Annotated in this window: 19 protein-coding genes and 1 pseudogene; 6 read left to right on the forward strand and 14 right to left on the reverse strand. The window is 72.1% G+C overall.

The window, feature by feature from the left end; translation table 11 throughout:
- Nucleotides 1-45: 45 nt before the first annotated feature.
- Nucleotides 46-747 (forward strand): CGNR zinc finger domain-containing protein, encoded by a 702-nt coding sequence (locus tag OIU81_RS11560; protein ID WP_329146515.1) that lies wholly within the window; start codon nucleotides 46-48, stop codon nucleotides 745-747.
- Here the strand turns inward: OIU81_RS11560 and sodX are convergent.
- A complete protein-coding gene (gene sodX, locus OIU81_RS11565; RefSeq protein WP_329155051.1) occupies nucleotides 651-1,145 on the reverse strand; it encodes a nickel-type superoxide dismutase maturation protease in 495 nt (164 codons plus the stop codon). The two genes, OIU81_RS11560 and sodX, sit on opposite strands and share 97 nt — an antisense overlap.
- Nucleotides 1,146-1,313: 168 nt before the next feature.
- Here sodX and sodN point away from each other — a divergent pair, with 168 nt between their 5' ends.
- Nucleotides 1,314-1,709 carry a superoxide dismutase, Ni gene (sodN, locus tag OIU81_RS11570; protein ID WP_129244482.1) on the forward strand — a complete coding sequence of 132 codons (396 nt, stop codon included), beginning with the start codon at nucleotides 1,314-1,316 and terminating at the stop codon, nucleotides 1,707-1,709.
- Nucleotides 1,710-2,235: 526 nt separating this feature from the next.
- Here the strand turns inward: sodN and OIU81_RS11575 are convergent.
- The 3 genes from OIU81_RS11575 to OIU81_RS11585 are packed head-to-tail and all read right to left on the reverse strand — an operon-like array spanning nucleotide 2,236 to nucleotide 4,420.
- A complete protein-coding gene (locus OIU81_RS11575; protein ID WP_329146520.1) occupies nucleotides 2,236-2,781 on the reverse strand; it encodes an HAD domain-containing protein in 546 nt (181 codons plus the stop codon).
- Nucleotides 2,782-2,814: 33 nt separating this feature from the next.
- A complete protein-coding gene (locus tag OIU81_RS11580) occupies nucleotides 2,815-3,507 on the reverse strand; it encodes a class I SAM-dependent methyltransferase (protein ID WP_329155053.1) in 693 nt (230 codons plus the stop codon).
- Nucleotide 3,508: 1 nt separating this feature from the next.
- The gene (locus OIU81_RS11585; protein ID WP_329146522.1) at nucleotides 3,509-4,420 is read right to left on the reverse strand and encodes an aminoglycoside phosphotransferase family protein; all 912 of its coding nucleotides are present in this window, start codon (nucleotides 4,418-4,420) and stop codon (nucleotides 3,509-3,511) included.
- Nucleotides 4,421-4,528: 108 nt separating this feature from the next.
- On the opposite strand from OIU81_RS11585, the pseudogene OIU81_RS11590 reads away from it, so the two are divergent.
- A pseudogene (locus OIU81_RS11590) lies at nucleotides 4,529-5,278 on the forward strand (hypothetical protein); the annotation flags it as partial.
- Nucleotide 5,279: 1 nt separating this feature from the next.
- Nucleotides 5,280-5,810, forward strand: a complete 531-nt coding sequence (locus tag OIU81_RS11595) for an NUDIX domain-containing protein (RefSeq protein WP_329146524.1) — start codon at nucleotides 5,280-5,282, stop codon at nucleotides 5,808-5,810.
- 848 nt (nucleotides 5,811-6,658) lie between these two features.
- Here OIU81_RS11595 and OIU81_RS11600 read toward each other — a convergent pair.
- From OIU81_RS11600 to OIU81_RS11625, 6 genes are all read right to left on the reverse strand, one after another.
- Nucleotides 6,659-7,240 carry an HAD family acid phosphatase gene (locus tag OIU81_RS11600; protein WP_329146526.1) on the reverse strand — a complete coding sequence of 194 codons (582 nt, stop codon included), beginning with the start codon at nucleotides 7,238-7,240 and terminating at the stop codon, nucleotides 6,659-6,661.
- Between the two features lie 258 nt (nucleotides 7,241-7,498).
- Nucleotides 7,499-8,785 (reverse strand): cation:proton antiporter domain-containing protein, encoded by a 1,287-nt coding sequence (locus OIU81_RS11605; protein WP_329146528.1) that lies wholly within the window; start codon nucleotides 8,783-8,785, stop codon nucleotides 7,499-7,501.
- Nucleotides 8,786-8,980: 195 nt separating this feature from the next.
- Nucleotides 8,981-11,167, reverse strand: a complete 2,187-nt coding sequence (locus OIU81_RS11610; RefSeq protein ID WP_329146529.1) for a permease — start codon at nucleotides 11,165-11,167, stop codon at nucleotides 8,981-8,983.
- A complete protein-coding gene (locus OIU81_RS11615; RefSeq protein WP_329146531.1) occupies nucleotides 11,164-11,856 on the reverse strand; it encodes an ABC transporter ATP-binding protein in 693 nt (230 codons plus the stop codon). The genes OIU81_RS11610 and OIU81_RS11615 overlap by 4 nt, the downstream gene beginning before the upstream one ends.
- 118 nt (nucleotides 11,857-11,974) lie before the next feature.
- Nucleotides 11,975-12,337, reverse strand: a complete 363-nt coding sequence (locus OIU81_RS11620) for a hypothetical protein (RefSeq protein ID WP_329331090.1) — start codon at nucleotides 12,335-12,337, stop codon at nucleotides 11,975-11,977.
- A gap of 413 nt (nucleotides 12,338-12,750) precedes the next feature.
- Nucleotides 12,751-13,710 carry a LysR family transcriptional regulator gene (locus OIU81_RS11625; protein WP_329146535.1) on the reverse strand — a complete coding sequence of 320 codons (960 nt, stop codon included), beginning with the start codon at nucleotides 13,708-13,710 and terminating at the stop codon, nucleotides 12,751-12,753.
- 219 nt (nucleotides 13,711-13,929) lie between these two features.
- Between OIU81_RS11625 and snpA the strand changes: the two genes are divergently transcribed.
- Entirely contained in the window at nucleotides 13,930-14,598 is a 669-nt protein-coding gene (snpA, locus tag OIU81_RS11630) for a snapalysin (RefSeq protein WP_329146537.1), read from the forward strand.
- 221 nt (nucleotides 14,599-14,819) lie between these two features.
- Here the strand turns inward: snpA and OIU81_RS11635 are convergent, their stop codons facing one another.
- From OIU81_RS11635 to OIU81_RS11650, 4 genes are all read right to left on the reverse strand, one after another.
- Nucleotides 14,820-15,194: a fluoride efflux transporter FluC gene (locus tag OIU81_RS11635; protein WP_329146539.1), complete on the reverse strand. Its 375-nt coding sequence runs from the start codon at nucleotides 15,192-15,194 to the stop codon at nucleotides 14,820-14,822.
- Between the two features lie 58 nt (nucleotides 15,195-15,252).
- Nucleotides 15,253-15,690, reverse strand: a complete 438-nt coding sequence (gene crcB / locus OIU81_RS11640; RefSeq protein ID WP_329146541.1) for a fluoride efflux transporter CrcB — start codon at nucleotides 15,688-15,690, stop codon at nucleotides 15,253-15,255.
- Between the two features lie 29 nt (nucleotides 15,691-15,719).
- Entirely contained in the window at nucleotides 15,720-16,649 is a 930-nt protein-coding gene (locus OIU81_RS11645) for an isocitrate lyase/PEP mutase family protein (protein WP_329146543.1), read from the reverse strand.
- Nucleotides 16,650-16,895: 246 nt separating this feature from the next.
- Nucleotides 16,896-17,981, reverse strand: coding sequence for a magnesium and cobalt transport protein CorA (locus OIU81_RS11650; RefSeq protein WP_329155054.1), 1,086 nt, complete (start codon nucleotides 17,979-17,981; stop codon nucleotides 16,896-16,898).
- A 251-nt stretch (nucleotides 17,982-18,232) separates the two neighbouring features.
- Here OIU81_RS11650 and OIU81_RS11655 point away from each other — a divergent pair, with 251 nt between their 5' ends.
- Nucleotides 18,233-19,225 (forward strand): helix-turn-helix transcriptional regulator, encoded by a 993-nt coding sequence (locus OIU81_RS11655; RefSeq protein ID WP_329146545.1) that lies wholly within the window; start codon nucleotides 18,233-18,235, stop codon nucleotides 19,223-19,225.
- The last annotated feature ends 58 nt before the right edge of the window (nucleotides 19,226-19,283 follow it).

Consider the following 19,283-nt stretch of genomic DNA (forward strand, 5'->3'; position numbering starts at 1 on the left):
TCACCCAGCACTGTGTACCTTAACTCTCGCCCGTAAGGACTACAAGTGGAACTGGCCTATTACTCGGACTATGCCGTGCGACTGGTCAACACCGAGCAGCCCGAACGCGGCACCGACAGCCTGACCTCGGTCGAGGTGGTACGGAAACTCTTCGGCCCCGGCCAGCAGGCCGCCCGGCGCGCGACCGACAGCGACGTCACCCGCCTGCGCACGGTCCGCTCCCGGCTGCGCGCCGTCTTCGAGGCCGCCGACGCCGGCGACGAGGTGCTGGCCGTGGACCTCCTCAACGCCCTGATGATGGAGTTCCCGGTCAGCCCGCAGATCTCCGGCCATACGCACCGCGACGATGGGGGCACCTCCCGCTCATGGGGGTCCCCCCGCTCGAGCCGAGCCGAGAGCGGTGCAGGAGCCGAGAGCGGTGGAGGCCGCCCCGACTGGCACATGCACATCGCCGAGCAGGCGGCCAACGCCACCGCCGGCTACACCGCCACCGCCTGCATGGGCCTGGCCTTCCACCTCACCGAACTGGGCGTGGACCGCCTCGGCATCTGCCAGGCGCGCCCCTGCCGCAACGTCTACCTGGACACCTCCACCAACCGCTCCCGGCGCTACTGCTCCGACCGCTGCGCCACCCGCGCCAACGTCGCCGCCTATCGGGCCCGCAAGCGGCTGGAGAGCGAGCGCTCGGCGCGTACCGGCCGCACCGCCGAGACCGCCCAGGACAGCACCCCGGCCACCGAGCGCTGAACCCCGCGCGGCGGCCGCACCCGGACCCAGGCGCGGGCGATGACCAGTTCGTCCGGGACCACCCCGAATTCCCGGCTGTCGTTCTCGACGAAGGGGTTGTCGCCCCGGACCCACCAGCCGCCGTCCCGCCGCTGCACGGCCCGCTTGACGATCAGCAGGTCCTGCCGGAACGGATGCCGCAGCACGACCACGGCACCGGGCCGCACCGCCGCCCCGTACTGCACCACCAGCTGGTCACCGGGCCACAGCGTCGGCACCATCGAGGGGTTGTACACCTCGGCCAGCCCGAACGCCCGCAGCAGCCGGCCCCGCTCAGGCCCCTCTCCCCCGCCCGCGCCCAGCCCTGCTTCCGCGCCCTCGCCCTGCCCGGCACCGCGCGCGTGCACCTGCTCCGGCATCCCGTACCTCCCGGTCCAGCCCCGGTCCGACCCGCTCACCGGCCCATCCTCCAACAGTCCCAGCGTGACACCGGACTTTTGCCCTAAGACCCCCGGGCCGCCCGAGAAAAGCCTTCCCGCACCGAGTAATCTCGCACCTGAGAAGACGATCACGAGGAAGGACTGAACATGCTTTCGCGCCTGTTCGCCCCCAAGGTGAAGGTCAGCGCCCACTGCGACCTGCCCTGCGGCGTGTACGACCCGGCCCAGGCCCGCATCGAGGCCGAGTCGGTCAAGGCCGTCCAGGAGAAGTACCAGGCCAACGAGGACGCGGACTTCCGCACCCGCGCCGTTCTGATCAAGGAGCAGCGCGCCGAGCTGGCCAAGCACCACGTCTCGGTGCTGTGGAGCGACTACTTCAAGCCCCCGCACTTCGAGAAGTACCCCCAGCTGCACCAGCTGGTGAACGACACCCTCAAGGCGCTCAGCGCCGCCAAGGGTTCCAACGACCCGAAGACGGGCGAGAAGGCGCTGGAGCTCATCGCCGAGATCGACCGGATCTTCTGGGAGACCAAGAAGGCCTGACTCGGTCCAGCCGGCCTGACCTGCCCTTTCGCAGGCCGTCCCGGCTACCTGTCCGCACCCGGTCCGCAGAGCGCCGCACACGGCGTGTCTGACGGAGCGGGTGCGGTCTTCTTTGTCAGGCATAGGTACACGTAGATCCGCAGCGTGATGACGGCGGAGGCGTGGCCGAGGACCAGCCCGCCTTGACGCTCGCTCCGCCGGCCATGAGGGCGGAGGCGTAGAAGTGCCGCAGCTCGTGGCTCACCATGTGCGGCAGTTCGACGGGCTTGCAGCCCTCGCGCTCGGCGCCCTGTCTCTCCTCAGCCCGGATCGCCCTGCTGGCGCAGTTCCACTCGGTCTCCCCTCGCCGACAGTTGCGCGGCTCCCTTCCTCCCTCGTGAACCAGTCACTTCTTGGAGGGGCGTATCGCCAGCAGCACGACCGGCCCGACCAGGCAGAACTGCGGGCGGTGGCAGAAGCGTTCAACCGCGTCCGCGGCTCCTCCCCCGTGCCCTTCGCTGCCACGGGCAGCGAAGGGCTTAAGTCGTCAAGCGGCGCGGGCTGGGGGTAACTGCGAGGCCCACGCGGTGACCTCGGTCAGGTGCTCGGGCTGTAGCCCGAGGCGTGGATCGGGCTGAACAAGGAGGGTCGGCCTTCCCTTGGCGGTACGCTCCGCCGCCCAGGCGTGGTCAAGGCTGGTGAAGTCGTCGTCGATCCAGACAGCGGGGGCGTTGCCCAGCCAGGCGTCGACGTGGTCGCGTTTCCACAGGTAGCCGTTGGGGTGGCTGGTGGTGATCTGCGGACGCGGCAGATCCACGTGCGACAGAGACGGGAGGCCGAGGAGCGGTCCGATCAGGGTGGTGGCGTCCTGGCGCCAGCTGGTGCACCAGACGGGGGTGACCAGGCCGGTACGGATCACGTCCATGAGCATGGGACCGTGGGCGGGGTCGAGCCAGACGGTGACCGGGGTGTCGGCGCTCCGGTCGGTGGGGACGACGTCGTGGCGGGAGTGGGTGGCCGGGGTCGAGCCGTCCGCGTCGGGGAAGGGGATGAGGACGCCGTCGATGTCGAGGAGCAGGTAGGGCGGGCGCATCGGTTCCTCCAGGGGAGCCGGGGCGGATGGCTGTCAGAGCTTGCGAGCGCGGATCAGCAAGGTGGTGGGCCAGTGGCCCATGCGGGGGTCGTGGAACTCCTGGGACGAGGTGAGCCAGAAGCCCGCCCGGCTGAGGTGCTTCTCCCAGCAGTCGGTGGCGAACTCCCAGCGAGCGAGGGGGAGCCGGGTGCGGTCGGGGAGGGTGACGTGGTCGCGGCGAGGCCGGTCGTCGGCAGCGGGGCTTCGGCCGCCGCGCTGCGGGTGGGGGACGGAGAAGGCGAGTACCCGGCCGGGCGTGAGGCGCTGGGCGAGGGCCGGGAGAAGGAGTTCGGGGGCGACGAGCCCGACGGCGCCGAAGACGGAGTAGATCGCGTCGAACTGCTCGTCGGAGGCGTGCAGGTAGTGCAGGGCATGGCCGGCGACGAAGGTGAGGTGGTTCAGCCGTCCGTAGTGGGAGCGGGCGCGGCGCACCTGGAGGCCGACCAAGTCGACGCCGGTGACGTGGGCGCCGTGGCGGGTGGCGAGGTGGGCGGCGTTGTGGCCGGGACCGCAGCCGAGTTCGAGGAGTCGCTTGCCGCGCAGGTCGGGGCCGAGGGCCTCGGCGCCGGGCCCCTGTCCGGGTCTCGTGGTCCACTCCATCCGGCCGGGTACGGCGAGGGGTTCGGCAAGTCCGGCGGCGGTGCGCTGAAGGGCGTGGGCGTGCCACGGCGAAGCCTGGGCGAGCACGTCAGATCTCAAGGAGGTGGAGGACGTCGCTGAGGTGGCGGCGGACGACCTTGATGTAGGCGGGATCGGTGGCCGGGTCGTCGATCCAGCGGATGGCCTGCTCCATGAACCACTCGACGGCCCACATGCGGTGCCAGCCCAGGGCCCAGTTCTCGGCGGTGAGCCCGCCGCGCGGGGCGAGGGCGTCGGGGGTGCCGCCGGCGGTGACGTACTGCTCCAGGAACACGCGCAGTCGTACGGCGTGTGGGGGCTCGATGGTGCCGTGCCAGCTGGCGAGGTCGAGCAGGCCGGGACCGGTGAAGGCGCGGGCGAAGTCGAGCAGCCTCCAGCCGTGCTCGCCGATGTGGAGGCTGGTGGGGTGGAACTCGGAGTGCACCCGGCCGAAGGGCTCCATCGTTGCTCCGCCCGAGCGGGCCTCGGCTGCATGGGCGATCCTTTCGAGCGCGTCCTCGACGTCGTCGGCGTCCTGCCACCGGTCGGCCTTGCGCAGCCGTCCGAGGTGCTCCAGGGCCCGGTCCGGCAGCTTGCGCAGCCGCTCCTGGTCCAGGACGGGCAAGGGAGGAGCCGTACGGGTACCGTGCAGGACCACGGCTGCGGCGACGCCGTCCAGATCGTCGGCCTCGCGGACGGACGGCCCGAGGTCCTCCATGAGCATGCCGAGCCAGCCGTCCAGAACGGCGGAGGCGTGGACCTGGGGAACGGGAACGCCGAGGGTGTGGGCCAGGCGGAGGGCCTGATCCTCCCTGTCGAACGGCTTCTTCGCGTACTTGAAGATGGCCGTGGAGCCGTCAGGGAAAGTCACGCGCTCCACTCCGGACATGGACCACACGCGCACCTCCTCCCGTACGGCGGTGGCCTGACCGGTCACGGTGAGCAGGTTGTCGAGGAGTTCGGCGCTGGGGTTCGTGCTCATTGGGGGCTCCGGTCGGTTGGAGGCGTCCGGGACGGGCAAGTGGGGCCGGCCCGCCCCGGAACCTGATCGGGTGGGGGTTATGCGGCGGGGTTCACGCGGTGGGCGTGCCGTGCCGCCTTCGACGCCGTCGCCGAACTCGCCTACCTCGCCGGGTGGAAGCACCACGACCTGGGCCACGAGGGCGCGGCCCAGCGCTACTACCAAGTCGGCTACCAACTCGCCTGCGAAGCCGACCCCCACGGTCACGGGGCCTGGATGATGCGCGCCCTCGCCCACCAGGCCCTGAGCCTCAAGCTGCCCCACCACTGCGTCGACCTCGTCGAAGGCGCCCTGCGACGCGGCCTCGGCCACGTCGACGGCCAGACCGAGGCCCTCCTCCACATCACCCACGCCCGCGCCTACGCAGCCGTGAACGAGAACCCCCTGGCTGCGCGCGCCCTGCTCGCTGCCGAAGACGCCCTCCTACGCGACGACGGCCCCCAGCCCAGCTACTCACGCGTAAGCGGCCCGGCTGCCGGCACCGTGGCCAGCCACACCGCCCGCACCCTCACCGACCTCGCCGATCACATCGGCACCGAACAGCAGCACCGCGAGGCTCTCACCCGCTGGGACCCGGACCAATACAAGCGCGTCCACGCCCTCACCCACGCTGACCTCGGCGACAGCGTCGCCGCCCAGACCCGAGCTGATGAGGCGGTCGCCGCTTGGACCCAGGCCCTCGTCCTCATGGAAGGGATGACCTCCGACCGCACCCGCAAGGCGATCTCCTCGATCCGCTCCACCCTCGCGGTCTACCAGCGCCGCCGCGTCCCCGGCGCCGCCGATCTCGCCCGCCGCGCCCGCGAGGCCCTCGCCTAACATGCCCGACACCCCGCCCGACGAAGGGAACACCGTGGCCCAGCAGACCGACGACCGCTCCCAAGCCCTCAAGCCGGCGCTCGACTCGATGACCCTGCTGGTCGCGGCCGTCATCGTCCACGACAAGGCCACCAACCGCGTCGTCCTCCTCCAGCGCAGCGAGAACGCCAAGTTCGCCCAAGGCATGTGGGACCTCCCCGTCGGCAAAAGCGAACCGGGCGAGCCCATCACGGATACCGCGGTCCGCGAGCTCTACGAGGAGACGGGCCTCACGGTGAAGCCCGAGTCCCTCAAGGTCGCCCACGTCATCCACGGTGCCTGGGGCGTCGAAGCCCCCAACGGCTTCCTCACGGTCGTGTTCGCCGCCCACGACTGGACCGGCGAACCCGAAAACCGCGAACCCCGCAAGCACTCGCAGGTCCGCTGGGTCCACGCCGATGCCATCCCCGATGCCTTCGTGGACACGACTGCCAGTGCGCTGCATTGCTACCTCACCGGCGGCCCTCAGGTATCCCAGGACGGCTGGAGGTAACGAGCAACTTCCGTTGTGCCAACCATTGCTTATGAGGTCACGGAATAGTGACCACCATGGGGCGCAAACGGCCTCGACACCTACCCTCCGCACAGACCCATCTGGGGGAAGGTTGATAACACCGGCTTCCACGTCAGGCCAGTGATCACGCAACTGGCGAGCTTCTTCTTGGAGCACCGGTGACAAAGTGGCTAGCGCATGCTCGAAAGCGTCCCGGGCCGCCTTTGGCGAGGCGTTCCCATCTATCACATACTGCTTTTCGATGTATGTGACGTTGTTGTTGTCACCCACCGCAGAAGCGGTGATAGATCCGCCAGCCACGACCGCGCCGGCCCAGGGGAGTGGCGTCATCGTTCGCTACCACCCCCGAGGGCGCTGTCCGTGATGTCACCACCAGCTGCGATCCCATCTTGACCAGCCCGCACGTCGTCCGTGTTTCGTCTCGCCGCAGCACGACTAGGCGACGAGTGGGGGCCGCTCACCTTGGAGTTGTTCCCGATCGCGGAGCCAGTGATATTGCCGCCGGCCACGACCGATCGGCGGCCGCCTCGCACTCGCCGCCCGCCCGCAGGCCCGCCTCCTGTACTTCGGAACAAAGCAACCACAGAAACTGGCAAGCTGAGCATCGAGACGACCGCACCCCCATACCCCTACGGTCCGCTCTGTCGTGTCAGGGCCCGCGAAGACGGCGACCAGGACCAGCGCTACAGTCGCCACGCCGGTCAACGCAACCGTCACCGATATCCATACGCGCCCGGTCCCGACCATAGCCACCAACTCATCGACCCTTCGCCAACGCCCGTTCTGCACAGAAGAACGGTGACAGTTGGGGAAGCAGCGGTTACGGGTCAGCTCAGTGCGCCGCCATAGTCCGGCAGCTTGAATCCCTTTTCGTAGTGGCCGCCCTCGAAGTCGGTGCTGCGGTTGCCGACGTTGGCGATGAGGGTGTACCCCTCCCCCTCGTACTGCTTGCGGCAGCCGAGCTTCACCTGGGCCTTGCCGGGGCTGTGTCCCCCGGGCTTGAGGCAGAGTCCGTCGACGGTGTAGCCGGCCGAGGTGAGCTGCCGGGTCGTGGCACGCTTCGAGTCGGCGCTGCGGTAGGAGGCGAACAGCACCGCCGCGCCGTGCTCGTGGGCGTACTCCGTGGCGTCGAGGATCACCTTGACCGGCTGTCCCTCGTCGTAGTGCGTGGCCAGCGACGTATTGTCGATATCCAGGACGACGGCGGGCTTTTCACCGCTGCGGACATGCGCCAGGCGGTGTTTCAGGTCGCTGTGCAGATCGGCCGCCACCGGAGCGACGTCCCGGAGCCACTGGCTCTTCGACGGCAGCGAGTCCGAAGGGGGCGCGGCCTGTGCCGCCGTGGGAGACGTGGCCAGGGCGCACAGCACCGCACCGGCCATGAGAGCGGCCTTCGTTCCTCGGGGCATGGATCGTTTCTCCTTTTGCGGTGCCACCCAGTACGTGCGGGTGGGGGAGATATCCGTCCCTGACCAGGACCATGGCGCCTCGGTCCATGGGCAGTTCGTCATGACGGCCGACATGGTGCCCGCGAAAACTGAACGCCGGGTGAAATGCGCACACCATGAGCGGACATCGCGGAAACGCATGCCTTCCGGCCGGTGTCCAAAGATCTCGACAGCGCCGTGCACGGACCATCCGGACCACGGACGGGCCGAGCGCGTCGGTCACGACGGGGCCGGTCCGCGCCGGCGCCGCGGCAGGTGCAGACCGCCGGCCGCCATGCCCCGCACGGGCAGTTCGTCCGCCGGGGCGGCAGCCGGGCCGGTGCCCCGCGCCGCTCTCCCGTAGCGCCGGGCCAGCGGGGCGGAGGTGAGGCCGTGGGCGAGGACGCTGAGCAGCACCGTGCAGGCGATCACCGGGAGCACCGGCTGGGCACCGGCGGGGGCGAGTTCCTCGACCGCGAGCAGCCCGAAGATGACCGAGGCCAGGCCGCGGGGCCCGAACCAGCCGACGAACAGCACCGTTCGGGCGTCCAGACCGCTGCCGGCCAGGCACAGCGCCACCGGCACCATGCGGATCACCGTCAGGCTCAAGACGGCGTAGAGCACGGCCTGCCAGGTGAGGTGAGCGGCCAGCTCCGGGAGCAGGAGGGCGCCGAAGACCAGCCACACCAGCACCGACAGCAGCGCCGCGGACTGCTCGACGTACAGCAGCACCCGCGGCGGCGCCCCGTGCACCGTGCCGAAGGCCAGACCGGTGACGAAGGCGGCGACGAAGCCGTTGCCGCCGAGGGCGAGCGCGGAGGTGTAGCCGAGCAGCGCCAGGGCCAGGACGCCCGCGCCGGCGAAGTCCTCGGCCGCCCAGCCGTTGCGGAGCGCGGTTCTCAGCAGCCACCCGGCGGCCAGCCCGGCCACCGCGCCGTACGCCGCGCCGACGGCGAGTTCCACCAGGGCATGACCGGAGGCTCCCGGTCCGGCGGTCCCGCCGGCCGCGGACATCCCGGCCAGGGCGAGCACCACCAGCGGAGTGGCGATGCCGTCGTTGAGGCCGCTCTCCACATTGATGACCCGGCGGATCTTCACCGGTACCTCGGGGTTGACCATCATCGTGGCGCCGAGCGCGGCATCCGTCGGCGCGAGCGCGGCCCCGACGTACAGGGCGGCCCAGCCCGAGACGCCGGGGAGCAGGGCGGCCGCCAGCAGCGTGCCCAGGGCCGTGCACAGCGGCAGACCGATGCCCAGCAGCCTTACGTAGAGGCCGAGTTCGGGGCGCAGGGCCCGGAAGGAGAGCCGTGCGGCGTCGGTGAAGAGCACCCACACCAGCGTGACCTCGGCCAGCGCCTTGACCGTTTCGTGCGGCAGCGCCAGGTGGAGGGTTCCGGTGCCCTCGCCCAGCAGCAGGCCCAGCAGCACGAAGGCGGCCGGGGCGGTGAGTTCGAAGCGCTCCATCCGCCGTGAGCACAGGCACCACAGGAACAGCAGGAGCAGGACCAGGGAAAGGGTGCCGTCCACGGGGACTCTCCAGGGCTCGGCCTCGTCGGCCTTCGGGCACCCCACTCTCGGACATCGCACCCGGCACCGGGCGGTGTGCGGCGGGCCGAAGCGCCGCCTTTCACGCTGTTGGCCGAAGCGCCGGGCGCCGTTCGCCGCCCCCGGCCGCGGCGAACGGGCTCCCGCCGCCCCGGGGCGTCAACCGCCCCGGGGCGTTCAGCCGGCGTCCGGCAGGTGGCGGGCGGCGCGGACCGCGCTCCGGCCGCACCGGACTCCGACCGCGACCGCCACCAGGACGCAGCCGCGCAGGGCGGCGCCGAGCACGTTCCACGGGAGGACCGCCCCCGGCACCGTGGCGACGAGGAACAGGCAGTGCCAGAGGGTGACGAGTGCGACGACGGCAGTCGCGAGCAGCAGAGGGACGGTCAGATGCCAACGGGCCGCCGCCCGCAGGACGTGGTGGTGGCCCGTCAGGGCGGCGAGCCGCACCAGACCCTGCCGGGTCCGGAGGAACTCCGCCGCCGCACTCAGGCTCCCCGCCAGCAGCAACAGGGCGCAGCCCAGGGAACCGAACAGCAGCAGCCAGTTGTTCACCCGGGCCTTGGTCGCGCCGCCGACCAGCCAGGACTCCCCCAGGGTCGCCACGTCCACGGCCGGCACCAGCGCGTATGCCGCGCGCTCCGCCCGGGCGCGCTGCCCCGGGGTCGCGGTGAGCACCAGGAGGGAGCCGCGCAGCCGGTCGGTACGCAGCCCGGCGGGGACGGCCTGGACGCGCAGCCGCGGCCCGTACCAGTGGCGGATCTCCGTCAGACGCGCGTCGTCGCTCACGAACGCCCGCGGTGTGGCGGGGCACCCCAGGCCGAGCGACCGCAGGGCGGGGCAACTGCCCTGGACGAGGGTGGTCTCCTGCTCGGAGTCCGCGGTCAGCGCGAGCACCCGGGTCCCTGCGGGGAGGGAGCGCGTGAGCGCCGCGATCGCCTGCGGCGTGAGGTCGCGGCTGCGGACGTCGAGCACGCTGTCGCCGATCCGGGCCTGGGTGACGCGGGCGGCGGCCGCCTTCTCGCCGGGCCGGCTGTTCCCCGCCTGGAGCTGGCAGACGAGTCCGAGCCCGAGGAGCATGGCGAGGGTCAGCCGGACCACGCCGCCGGGGTGGGCGGCCGTCCACCGGCCGGCGGTCAACTGCTCCGCACGGCCCGCGCCGGAGCCCCGCGCGGCGAGTGCGCCGCCCAGCCGGCGGACGGCCGTGGCGGCCACGGACGGCAGCAGGGCCCACATCACGACCGTGCCGACGGCGAAGACCACGAGGCCGGGCGTCCCGCTGACGTACTGGCTGAAGGCGACGAGCGCGACACCCGTCAGACACCCGGCCGTCCGCCCGCGCGGGTAACGGGCGGGGAGCGGCAGGGGCACGAGGGCGGAGCCGTGCCGTTCCGCGCGCCCGAGCAGGACCGCCGCGCCCACCGTCACCGCGAAGGACAGCAGAAGCCCGCCGGCCGGCACCGGCCACGCCGCCCGCAGGTCGCCGGCGTCCAGGAGGTAACCGGTGAGCGGGATCCGGACGTTCGTGGACATCGCCGCGAGCAGCGGGAGGAGCGCGACGGCGGTGCCGGCCGCGGCAGGGAGCGCCGCCTCGCCGAGGGTGACCAGGGCACGCTGCCGCCAGGTCGCTCCCGGCAGCGGGCCGCCGCGGCGGTCGCGCCCGCCCGGGCCGACACGGGCGGCGACGACCAGCAGCACCAGCGCCGGCACCCCCGCCAGCACGCCCAGGGTGAGCAGCACCTGACCGAGCGGGCGCGCGTACAGGACCTCGCCCATCGGGTAGGTCTGCCCGAAGCCGCGCACCCGCGACCACGACTCCTGTGCACGGGAGTCGGGTGCATGGGCGGGTCTGACGTACGCGAGGCGCTCCGAGGGGGAGGCCAGACCGGATGTGCCGATCGTGCCCGCGTAGCGGCCGTAGCGGCTGGTGATCCGCTCCTGCTGTCCCTGCCGGACCAGCTCCGGCGACAGCATCGCCTCCCCGGGTGCCGGCCAGGCGGTCAGTCCCGGCGGGGGCGGGGCGCCGGGCTTCAGGGGTTCGACGAACAGCACGGTGTGCGGGACCCCGCCGACCGCGTCGAACCCCTCCCGCCACAGCGCGACGACCTCATGGGGCCGGTCGGTGAAGACCGGTCCCCGCGCCTGGTTGCGCGCCGCCCGCCCGTCGTAGGTGGCGACCGCGGTGAACGCCCCGACGGCGACCAGGGCGAGGGCCGCCGCGGCCGCGCACAGGGCCCAGAAGCGCAGCCGGTTCCCGGGGGTACCGCGCCCGGCCGTCCACCCGGCGCGCAGCAGCTGCCACCCGGGGCGCGCCTCGGGGGCGGCGGAACCCGTGCGGGGTGTCCCCGCGGTGGCCGTGCTCATGCCCCCACCCCCGCCGTGTCGTGCGTCAGCATGCCGGCGTCGAGCCGCAGCGTCCGGCCGGCCCGCGCGGCCACCGACGGGTCGCGGGTGACGACCAGCAGGGCACCGCCGCGCTCCCGGACCGCCGCGAACAGCAGCTCGGCCACGGCGTGGGCGTCCGGTGGATCGAGCCCGGCGGTCGGCTCGTCGGCGAGGAGGACGTCCGGGCCGGTGATCAGGGCCCGGGCGACGGCGGTGCGCCGGCGCTCGCCGTGGGTGAGCAGCCCGGCCGGGGTCTCCTCCTGGGGGACCCCCAGCTCGTTCAGGAGTGCCGCCGCCCGCCGGTACGCGTCCCCGTGCTCACCGCCGTCCAGGAGGAGGGGCAGCGCCACGTTCTCCACCGGGGTGAGTTCGGGCAGCGGCTCGTCGTACGGGAAGACCGTCCCCATGTGCTGCCGGCGTGCCCGGGCCCGCTGTCCCGCCGTCGCTCCGGTCAGCTCCCGGCCGCCGGCCCGGACGCTGCCGGCATCCGGCGTGACCAGCCCGAGGAGGCAGTGCAGCAGCGCCGATGTCGCGGCGCCGTCCGGTCCGGTGACGGCCACCGAGTCGCCCGGCCCGATCCGCAGGTCGACACCGTCCAGCAGTACGCGGGCACCGCGGCGGTGGCGCAGCCCCTCCACCCGCAGACCGGTCGGTTCTCCGGCTGTCACCTTCGTCGCTCCTTCGTCCGCGCCCGGACGCCCCGGGGCCGGCGTGAGACAGATGCGGAACACGGCCGCCGGGCCGGCCGAGGAACGGCCGGCCCGGCGGAAGAGACCGGGTCGGTGCTCAGGGAGCGACCCAGCCGGAGCAGTCGTCCCCGTCCCAGTCGTTCTCGTCGCAGGCCTGGAACTTGATGATGCGGGACCCGCTGCCGGAGTAGGCGGTCGTGCCGGGGCCGCTCTTGTTCCAGAGGGTCCGCTTGGTGCCGGCGCTGGCGGAGCGGTAGTACTCCGCCTTGGCCGGATCGCCGTCGTTGCTGCCGTCCTTGACGGCGATCTTGCCGGCGTCGCCGCCCGCCGGGGACCACGCGGTGGCGCCGCCACCGGTTACGGAGCGCGCGACCGCGCTGCCTGCGGGAACCACCAGCGCGGTGGCGAGAAGCGCTCCGGCGACGAACTTGAATCTGGACATCCGCTTACTTGTGGACATGTTGTTCCCCTCCCATGCCAAATGGCCGAACTTCGGCCTTAATTGGCGCGCCTGATCATTCATCAAGCCAGTTTGTGACTCAAGGGGAAAAATTTGGCCACCGTTTTGCGCGAAAACTCGCCACTTGAGGAGAATGCCCTCCGGTGGGGAGTGCCTACGAGGTATAAGCACACGGCTCGTTGGATACCGGCGTCACCCGTGGCCGGTATCTATCCCCTCGTCGACTGCACGTGGCGTGCGTGCGGGGCCCTGAACAAGGGCCACGATCAAGCCAGGTCTCCGGCCCGTCTACGCCGGATTGCGCACCCGCTCGTACGGCGGGCCGCGGCCCCACCCGTACGACGGATGCGCGCCCGCCGGTACCCACACCACGAGGAGACGCCCGTACGCGTCACGACGTCGCTCAGGGGTGGCTAGATCCCCACCGACAGCAGCCCGTCATGGCGCACCAGCCATGCCCGGTACGCCTCGCTCGCCCAGGCGATCTCCATGTACGAGGCGGTCAGATCGGCGAACAGGTCGTCCGCGGAGGCGGCCGGGGTGCCGTCCTGGCGGCAGGCCATGAGGAGGCGGACGGCCAGCGGGTCGCCGTACAGGGGGCGGATCGCCATCCCGTGACGGGAACGGGCGGTCGGCTGGCAGGGGGTGACCACCTCGCCGGCCGTGACGAGGTCGACCGCGGTGAGGTAGTCGCCGTGCACGACCCGGGGCGAGATGCCGGCCGCGCCCCAGATCCGGCGCAGCCCGGCCCATTCACCGTCCACGGTCGGGTCGACCATCCACTGGTCGTCGGCGAGGTCCGCCACCCGCACCACCGACGAGGCGGCGGCCGGATGGCTCTCCGCCAGCGCGATGAACTGCGGTTCCCTGGCGACGAGTTCCCGCTCGGTCAGACCGTCGGGGACCCGCAGCGGCGCGCCCTCGACCTCGTGGACGAAGGCGGCGTCGAGCTGTCCGGTCGCCACCATGTGCAGCAGTGCGTTGGCGGACACATCGGCCCGTATCGTGGTGTCCGTCTCCGGCAGCCGCACCCGCAGCCGCCGCAGCCAGCCCGCGACGGCGGGGCTGTTGGTGCTGCCGATGTGCAGCCGTGCGCCCCGTTCGTGGTGCGAGGCCGATGCGACTTCGTCGATAAGTGCCCGCATTTCGGCCACGATCGGCCGGGCCCGGCACAGCACCGAGTGCCCCAGCGGGGTGGGCCGGCTGCCGGTCGGCTCCCGGAAGAACAGCTGGCCACCGAGGGCTTTCTCGATGCGGTGGAGCTGGGTCGTCAGGGAGGGCTGGGTCATGCCGAGCTGCCGCGCCGCCTTGCGTACGCTGCCGGTGTCGGCGATGGCGCACAATGCGCGAAGATGCCTGACCTCTAGCTCCACGTCCGGAGCATAACGAGGTCGGCATACGTCACACCAGACTCTCAAACCTGCCTGAACTCCCATTTTTTTCCGGGGTATTGGCCTGCGCTATCGCCACCTGGCATCTCCGCCCGGCGGGCGAACTGCGTCCAGACTCAACGGCACCAAGAAATCCGCAGGGCCCCGGTCGCCGCCCCACACGGCGACCGTACGGCCCTCGGAAATTAAGGAGCCCCCCACATGAGATCTCCCAAGACAGCGCTGTCGGCAGCGCTGGGCCTGGGCCTCGCCGCCGCGCTCGCAGCCGCGGCGCCGGTATCGGCAGTCTCCCTCTCCTCCCCCGCCAACTCCCCTCGCAGCACCCCCGCTTCGATCGCCGCCTACCAGGGTTCGGCGGCCGAGAAGACCGACACCAAGGCATTCTTCGAAGCGGTGATCAAGTCGGCCCGGGCCAAGATGAAGGCCCACCCGGACGCGGCCTCGGTCACCGTCACCTACGACGCGAGTGCGGCGCCGACGTACAAGAGCCAGATAGCCGAGAGCGCCTCCATATGGAACGGCGCGGTGCAGAACGTGAAGCTGCAGGAAGGCAGCGGCGGCGACTTCCAGTACAAGGAAGGCGACGACCCGCGCGGTTCGTACGCCAGCACCGACGGCCACGGCAAGGGCTATGTCTTCCTGGACCACAAGCAGAACCAGGAGTACAACTCCACCCGCGTGGCCGCGCACGAGACCGGCCATGTGCTGGGCCTGCCGGACCACTACGAGGGCCCGTGCAGCGAGCTGATGTCCGGCGGCGGCCCCGGCACGTCCTGCCAGAACACCCAGCCGGACGCCAACGAACGCGCCAAGGTGGACCAGCTCTGGGCCAAGGGCCTGGCGGGCATCCGCCTCGGCACGGCCTCCTGATCCACCCGGAGACGCTCCGCATCTCACGGAGTCCGGCGGTGGCCCAGCGGTCCCGGCCCGGCTGACGCCGGCCGGATCCGCGTACGGCCTGGGACTGACGAGTACCGGTACCTGGCGGACGGCGCTCGTAACCCCACCAGTCCTCGCATCTTCGCGCCGCCCGTGCGGTGGGGCTCGTCACGACGAGCCCCACCGCTTTCGTCCGTCCGCGACCGGCCCCGTCAGCCCCACAGCGCCTGCGCGCCGGCCGCACCGGCGAACGCGGCCACGAGCCCGGCCAGGACGCTCGCCGCGACATTGGCCGCGGCCAGGCCCCGCGCCCCGTCGACCGCCAGCCGCAGCGTCTCGTAGGAGAACGTCGAGTACGTGGTCAGCGCCCCGCACAGGCCGGTGCCCAGGAGCAGTTGGAGGTACGAGGAGGCGGCGCCGGAGACGGCCGCGCCGGTCAGCGCCCCGAGGATCAGGGAACCGGCGACATTGACGGCGAACGTCCCCCAGGGGAAGACCGTGTCGTGCCGGGACTGTACGGCGCGGTCGGTCAGGAACCGCAGCGGCGCCCCGACCATGGCACCGGCGACCACCAGCAGCCAGTTCACCCGCGCCCACCCCGCTCCGCGTACCAGGGTGCGCCGAGGGGACGTGCCGTGCCTGCTGTCATACCGTTCGCCGCCTCAGTACGAGAAGTGCGCGGGTGCCCGCCACCGCGGCCCAGACGGCCGCGAGGGCGACGAGCACGGTGACCGCGAGATACGCCATGGCCGCGGCCGGCCGGCGGGCCTCGACCAGCCGCTGGATGTCGACGGCGTAGGTGGAGAAGGTGGTGAAACCGCCGAGGATGCCGGTGCCGAGGAAGGGGCGCACCAGGTGGTGGGACGGGCGGGCCTCGGTGATCACCACCATCAGGAGACCCATCAGCGCGCAGCCGACGGCGTTGACGGTCAGGGTGGTCCAGGGGAAGGCCCCCCGGGCGGTGGGCCAGAGCAGCGCGGCGCCGTAACGGGCCGTGGCGCCGATGCCGCCGCCCACGGCCACCACGCCGATCACCGGCCACTGGCCCCGCCAGGGCGCCGGCCTGCGGCGTCGCTCGTTCATGGTTCTCCCGGGATCATCGGCGGATCAGGCTACCCCCGCCCCGGTGCACCGGCCACGCACGGGGCGGCCGTTCCCGCCGCGGGCGGGGCGGGCCGCGCCGCCGGGGCCGTCGGTGCGGGCTGCGGCCGGCCGATGTTCCGGGCCAGCAGCTCGGTGGCCTCCCTGACCCCGATCTCACCGCCGGGCTCCCCGGGGGCCGGCAGCCGTCCGTCCGCGTACGTCAGCTCGGCCATCGCGGTCTCCATTGCCCGGTGCGCGGCGAACAGGCACGGGGTGCTGTAGATGGCCACGTCGACGCCGAGTCCGGTCAGTTCGGACAGCGAGAGCCGCGGGGACTTCCCGCCCGCGATCTGGTTGAACAGCAGCGGCTTGTCACCGGTGACCGTACGGATGCGGCGGATCCACTCGACGCTGCGCACCCCGTCCACGAGCACCACATCCGCGTCCGTGGCGGCCAGCGCCGCGGCCCGCCGCAGGATGTCGCCCTCCTCCGTGGCGTCCGTACGGGCCACGACGACCAGATCGCTGCGGGCGGCGAGCACCTGGTGCAGCTTCTCCAGATACTCCTCCAGCGGCAGCACCAGCTTGCCGTCCGCGTGCCCGCACCGGCGCGGCCGCTTCTGGTCCTCCAGGATCACCCCGCTCGCGCCGCTGCGCTCCAGGCGCCGCACCACATGGCAGGCCACTTCGGGGTCGACATAGCCGTCGTCGATGTCCACCAGCAGATGGTGACGGGGGAAGGCGCCGCGCAGCCGCTCCACGAAGGCGGCCATGTCGGGCCAGGCGATGAACCCGATGTCGGGAAGCCCGTAGTACGAGGCGGCGAAGCCGAAGCCGGACACGAAGAAGCCGTCGTAGTGGCCGGCGGCGATCGAGGCCGAGTACATGTCGTGGACGCCGATCAGTGGCGTCGTCCCCTCGGCGGCGATCTCGTCGCGCAGCGCTTGTCCGTACCGCAATGTGGTGCTCCTTAACAGAACCGGCAGCGAGGGCCGGTCCGGTGCCCGGGGCGTGCCCGGGAGCGCGAGAAGGCCCCGGGGCGCGAGGGCCCGGCACCGGAGAACTGGTCAGGGGCATGGTGGTCCAGGGCACCGCCCAAATCGCCGTAACACGCCACGGCCGGGCGGCGCTTTCTCAGTTCTTACCGCTCTTACTGCTCTTACCGCTCTTATCCGCTCCTATCCGCTCTTACCGGCGGCGCGCGGCTACAGCCAGCCGTTCCGCTTGAAGCCGCGGTGGATCACCCAGCAGGCGGCGAAGATCAGCACCATCACCAGCGGATACCCGAACGTCCAGTGCTTTTCCGGCATATGGTCGAAATTCATGCCGTAGACGCCGCAGACCATGGTCGGCACGGCCAGGATCGCGACCCAGGCGCTGATCCGGCGCATGTCCTCGTTCTGGGCGACGGTGACCTGGGCGAGATGGGCCTGGAGTATGGAGTTGAGCAGTTCGTCGAAGGCGGTGATCTGTTCGGTGACCCGGTCGAGGTGGTCGGCGACGTCCCGGAAGTACGTGGTGATCCGGGGGTCGACCTCCCGCATGGGCCGCGTCGCCAGCTCCTGCATCGGCCCGTCCAGGGGGGCCACCGCACGCCGCAGTTCCAGCAGTTCGCGCTTGAGCTGGTAGATCCGGCCGGCGCCACCGCTGCCGCGGACCGAGAAGACCTCGCTCTCGACGTCGTCGATGTCGATCTGCACGTCGGCCGTCACCTCGAGGTAGTCGTCCACGACGAGGTCGGCGACGGCGTGCAGCACGGCGGACGGGCCGAGCGCCAACTGCTCCGGCACGGACTCCAGTTGCTCGCGCAGCGGACCCAGCGAGCCGTGCCCGCCGTGCCGCACGGTGATCACGAAGTCGGTGCCGGTGAAGACCATGATCTCGCCGGTCTCGACGACTTCGCTGCTGTCGGTGAGCCGGTCGTGCTCGACATAGCGGACGGTCTTGAAGACGGTGAACAGCGAGTCGTCGTAGTGCTCCAGCTTGGGCCGCTGATGGGCCTGGACCGCGTCCTCGACGGCGAGCGGGTGCAGCCCGAACAGCTCGACAATTCCGGCGAATTCCGCCTCGGACGGCTCATGCAGGCCGATCCAGACAAATCCATTGCCGGAGTCGCGGACCCGCCGGATCGCCACATCGGCCGGGTGGTCGCCGTTCTGCCGTACACCGTCCACGTAGACCGCGCAGTTCACCACCGCGGTGCCGAGCGGCGAACGGGCCGGGTGGCTGAGGTCGACCCCCCGGGTGCGCGGCTGCGGCAGCCGGACGGCCTTACGGAGATTGCTGATCATCGACACCGGGCCAGTATGGCCCGCGAGGGCCCGGCAGCGGTACGGCGAAGCGCCCGTTTTTACTCGGCGTGGCGGCACGGAAACCCCCGGTGGCCACACACGGTCGGGGCCGCCCGCCGGCCCGGGCGCACCCGCCGGCGGCCAACTCCGGCGATCCCGCCGGACTTTCACCGGGGCACCGCGGCCGCCGGGCCCCGCCGGTGACCGACCCCGGAACGGCGGCCCGGCGCGCGGCGGGCACCATCGGTCCCATGAGTGAGACATCGGCGCGGCTGCTGCGGCTGCTGTCCCTGCTGCAGGCCCCGCGCGAATGGCCCGGCAGCGAGCTGGCCGGGCGGCTGGGGGTCACCTCCCGGACGGTCCGCCGCGACATCGAGCGGCTGCGCGAGCTGGGCTACCCCGTGCACGCCACGCTGGGCAAGGAGGGCGGCTACCGGCTGGCCGCGGGCACCGCGATGCCCCCGCTGCTGCTGGACGACGAGGAGGCGGTGGCCATCGCGGTGGGGCTGCGCGCGGCCGCCGGCCAGGCCGTCACGGGGATCGAGGAGGCGTCCGTGCGGGCGCTCGCCAAACTCGAACAGGTCCTGCCGGCCCGGCTGCGGCGGCGGGTGGGCGCCCTCGGCGCGGCCACCGTGCCGCTGCCGGCCGGCGACGGCCCGGCCGTCGATCCCGAGCTGCTGTCGGTGCTCGCCGCGGCCGTCGCGGGCCAGGAGCGGCTGCGTTTTCGCTACCGGGCGGGCGCCGGTCCCCGCAGCAGCCGCCTGGTGGAGCCGCACCGGCTGGTCGCGTCGGGGCGCCGCTGGTACCTCGTGGCGTACGACAACGACCGGGAGGACTGGCGGATCTTCCGGGTGGACCGGCTGAGCGAGCCGTTCCCCACCGGCGTGCGGACCCCGCCGCGCACACCGCCCGCCGCCGACGCGGGGGCCTATGTCCGCGAGCGGATGCAGGGGATGGCGGCGGTCCACCGGGCGGTGGCGACCGTGCGGGCGCCGGCCGCGGAGGTGGCCGCCCGGCTGGGCGGTCCCGCCGCCGGCACGGTCGAACCGCTCGACGAGGCCTCCTGCCGCTGGCGCAGCGCCCCCGATTCGCTGGAGTGGCTGGCGCTCCGGCTGGCCGTCCTGGGGCACGAGTTCACCGTGCACGAGCCGCCGGAGCTGGCCGCGTATCTGCGGGCGATGGGCGCCCGGGTGCGCCGCGCGGCCGGCGCCGCGGAGGCGGACGACGGGGAGGGTGAGCGGTGACACAGGACCGGAATACCCCACGGGGGTATATGGTTCTCCTGAGGGACAGGGACCCGCG

Source organism: Streptomyces sp. NBC_01454 (assembly GCF_036227565.1).
In the GTDB taxonomy this organism is placed as follows: domain Bacteria; phylum Actinomycetota; class Actinomycetes; order Streptomycetales; family Streptomycetaceae; genus Streptomyces.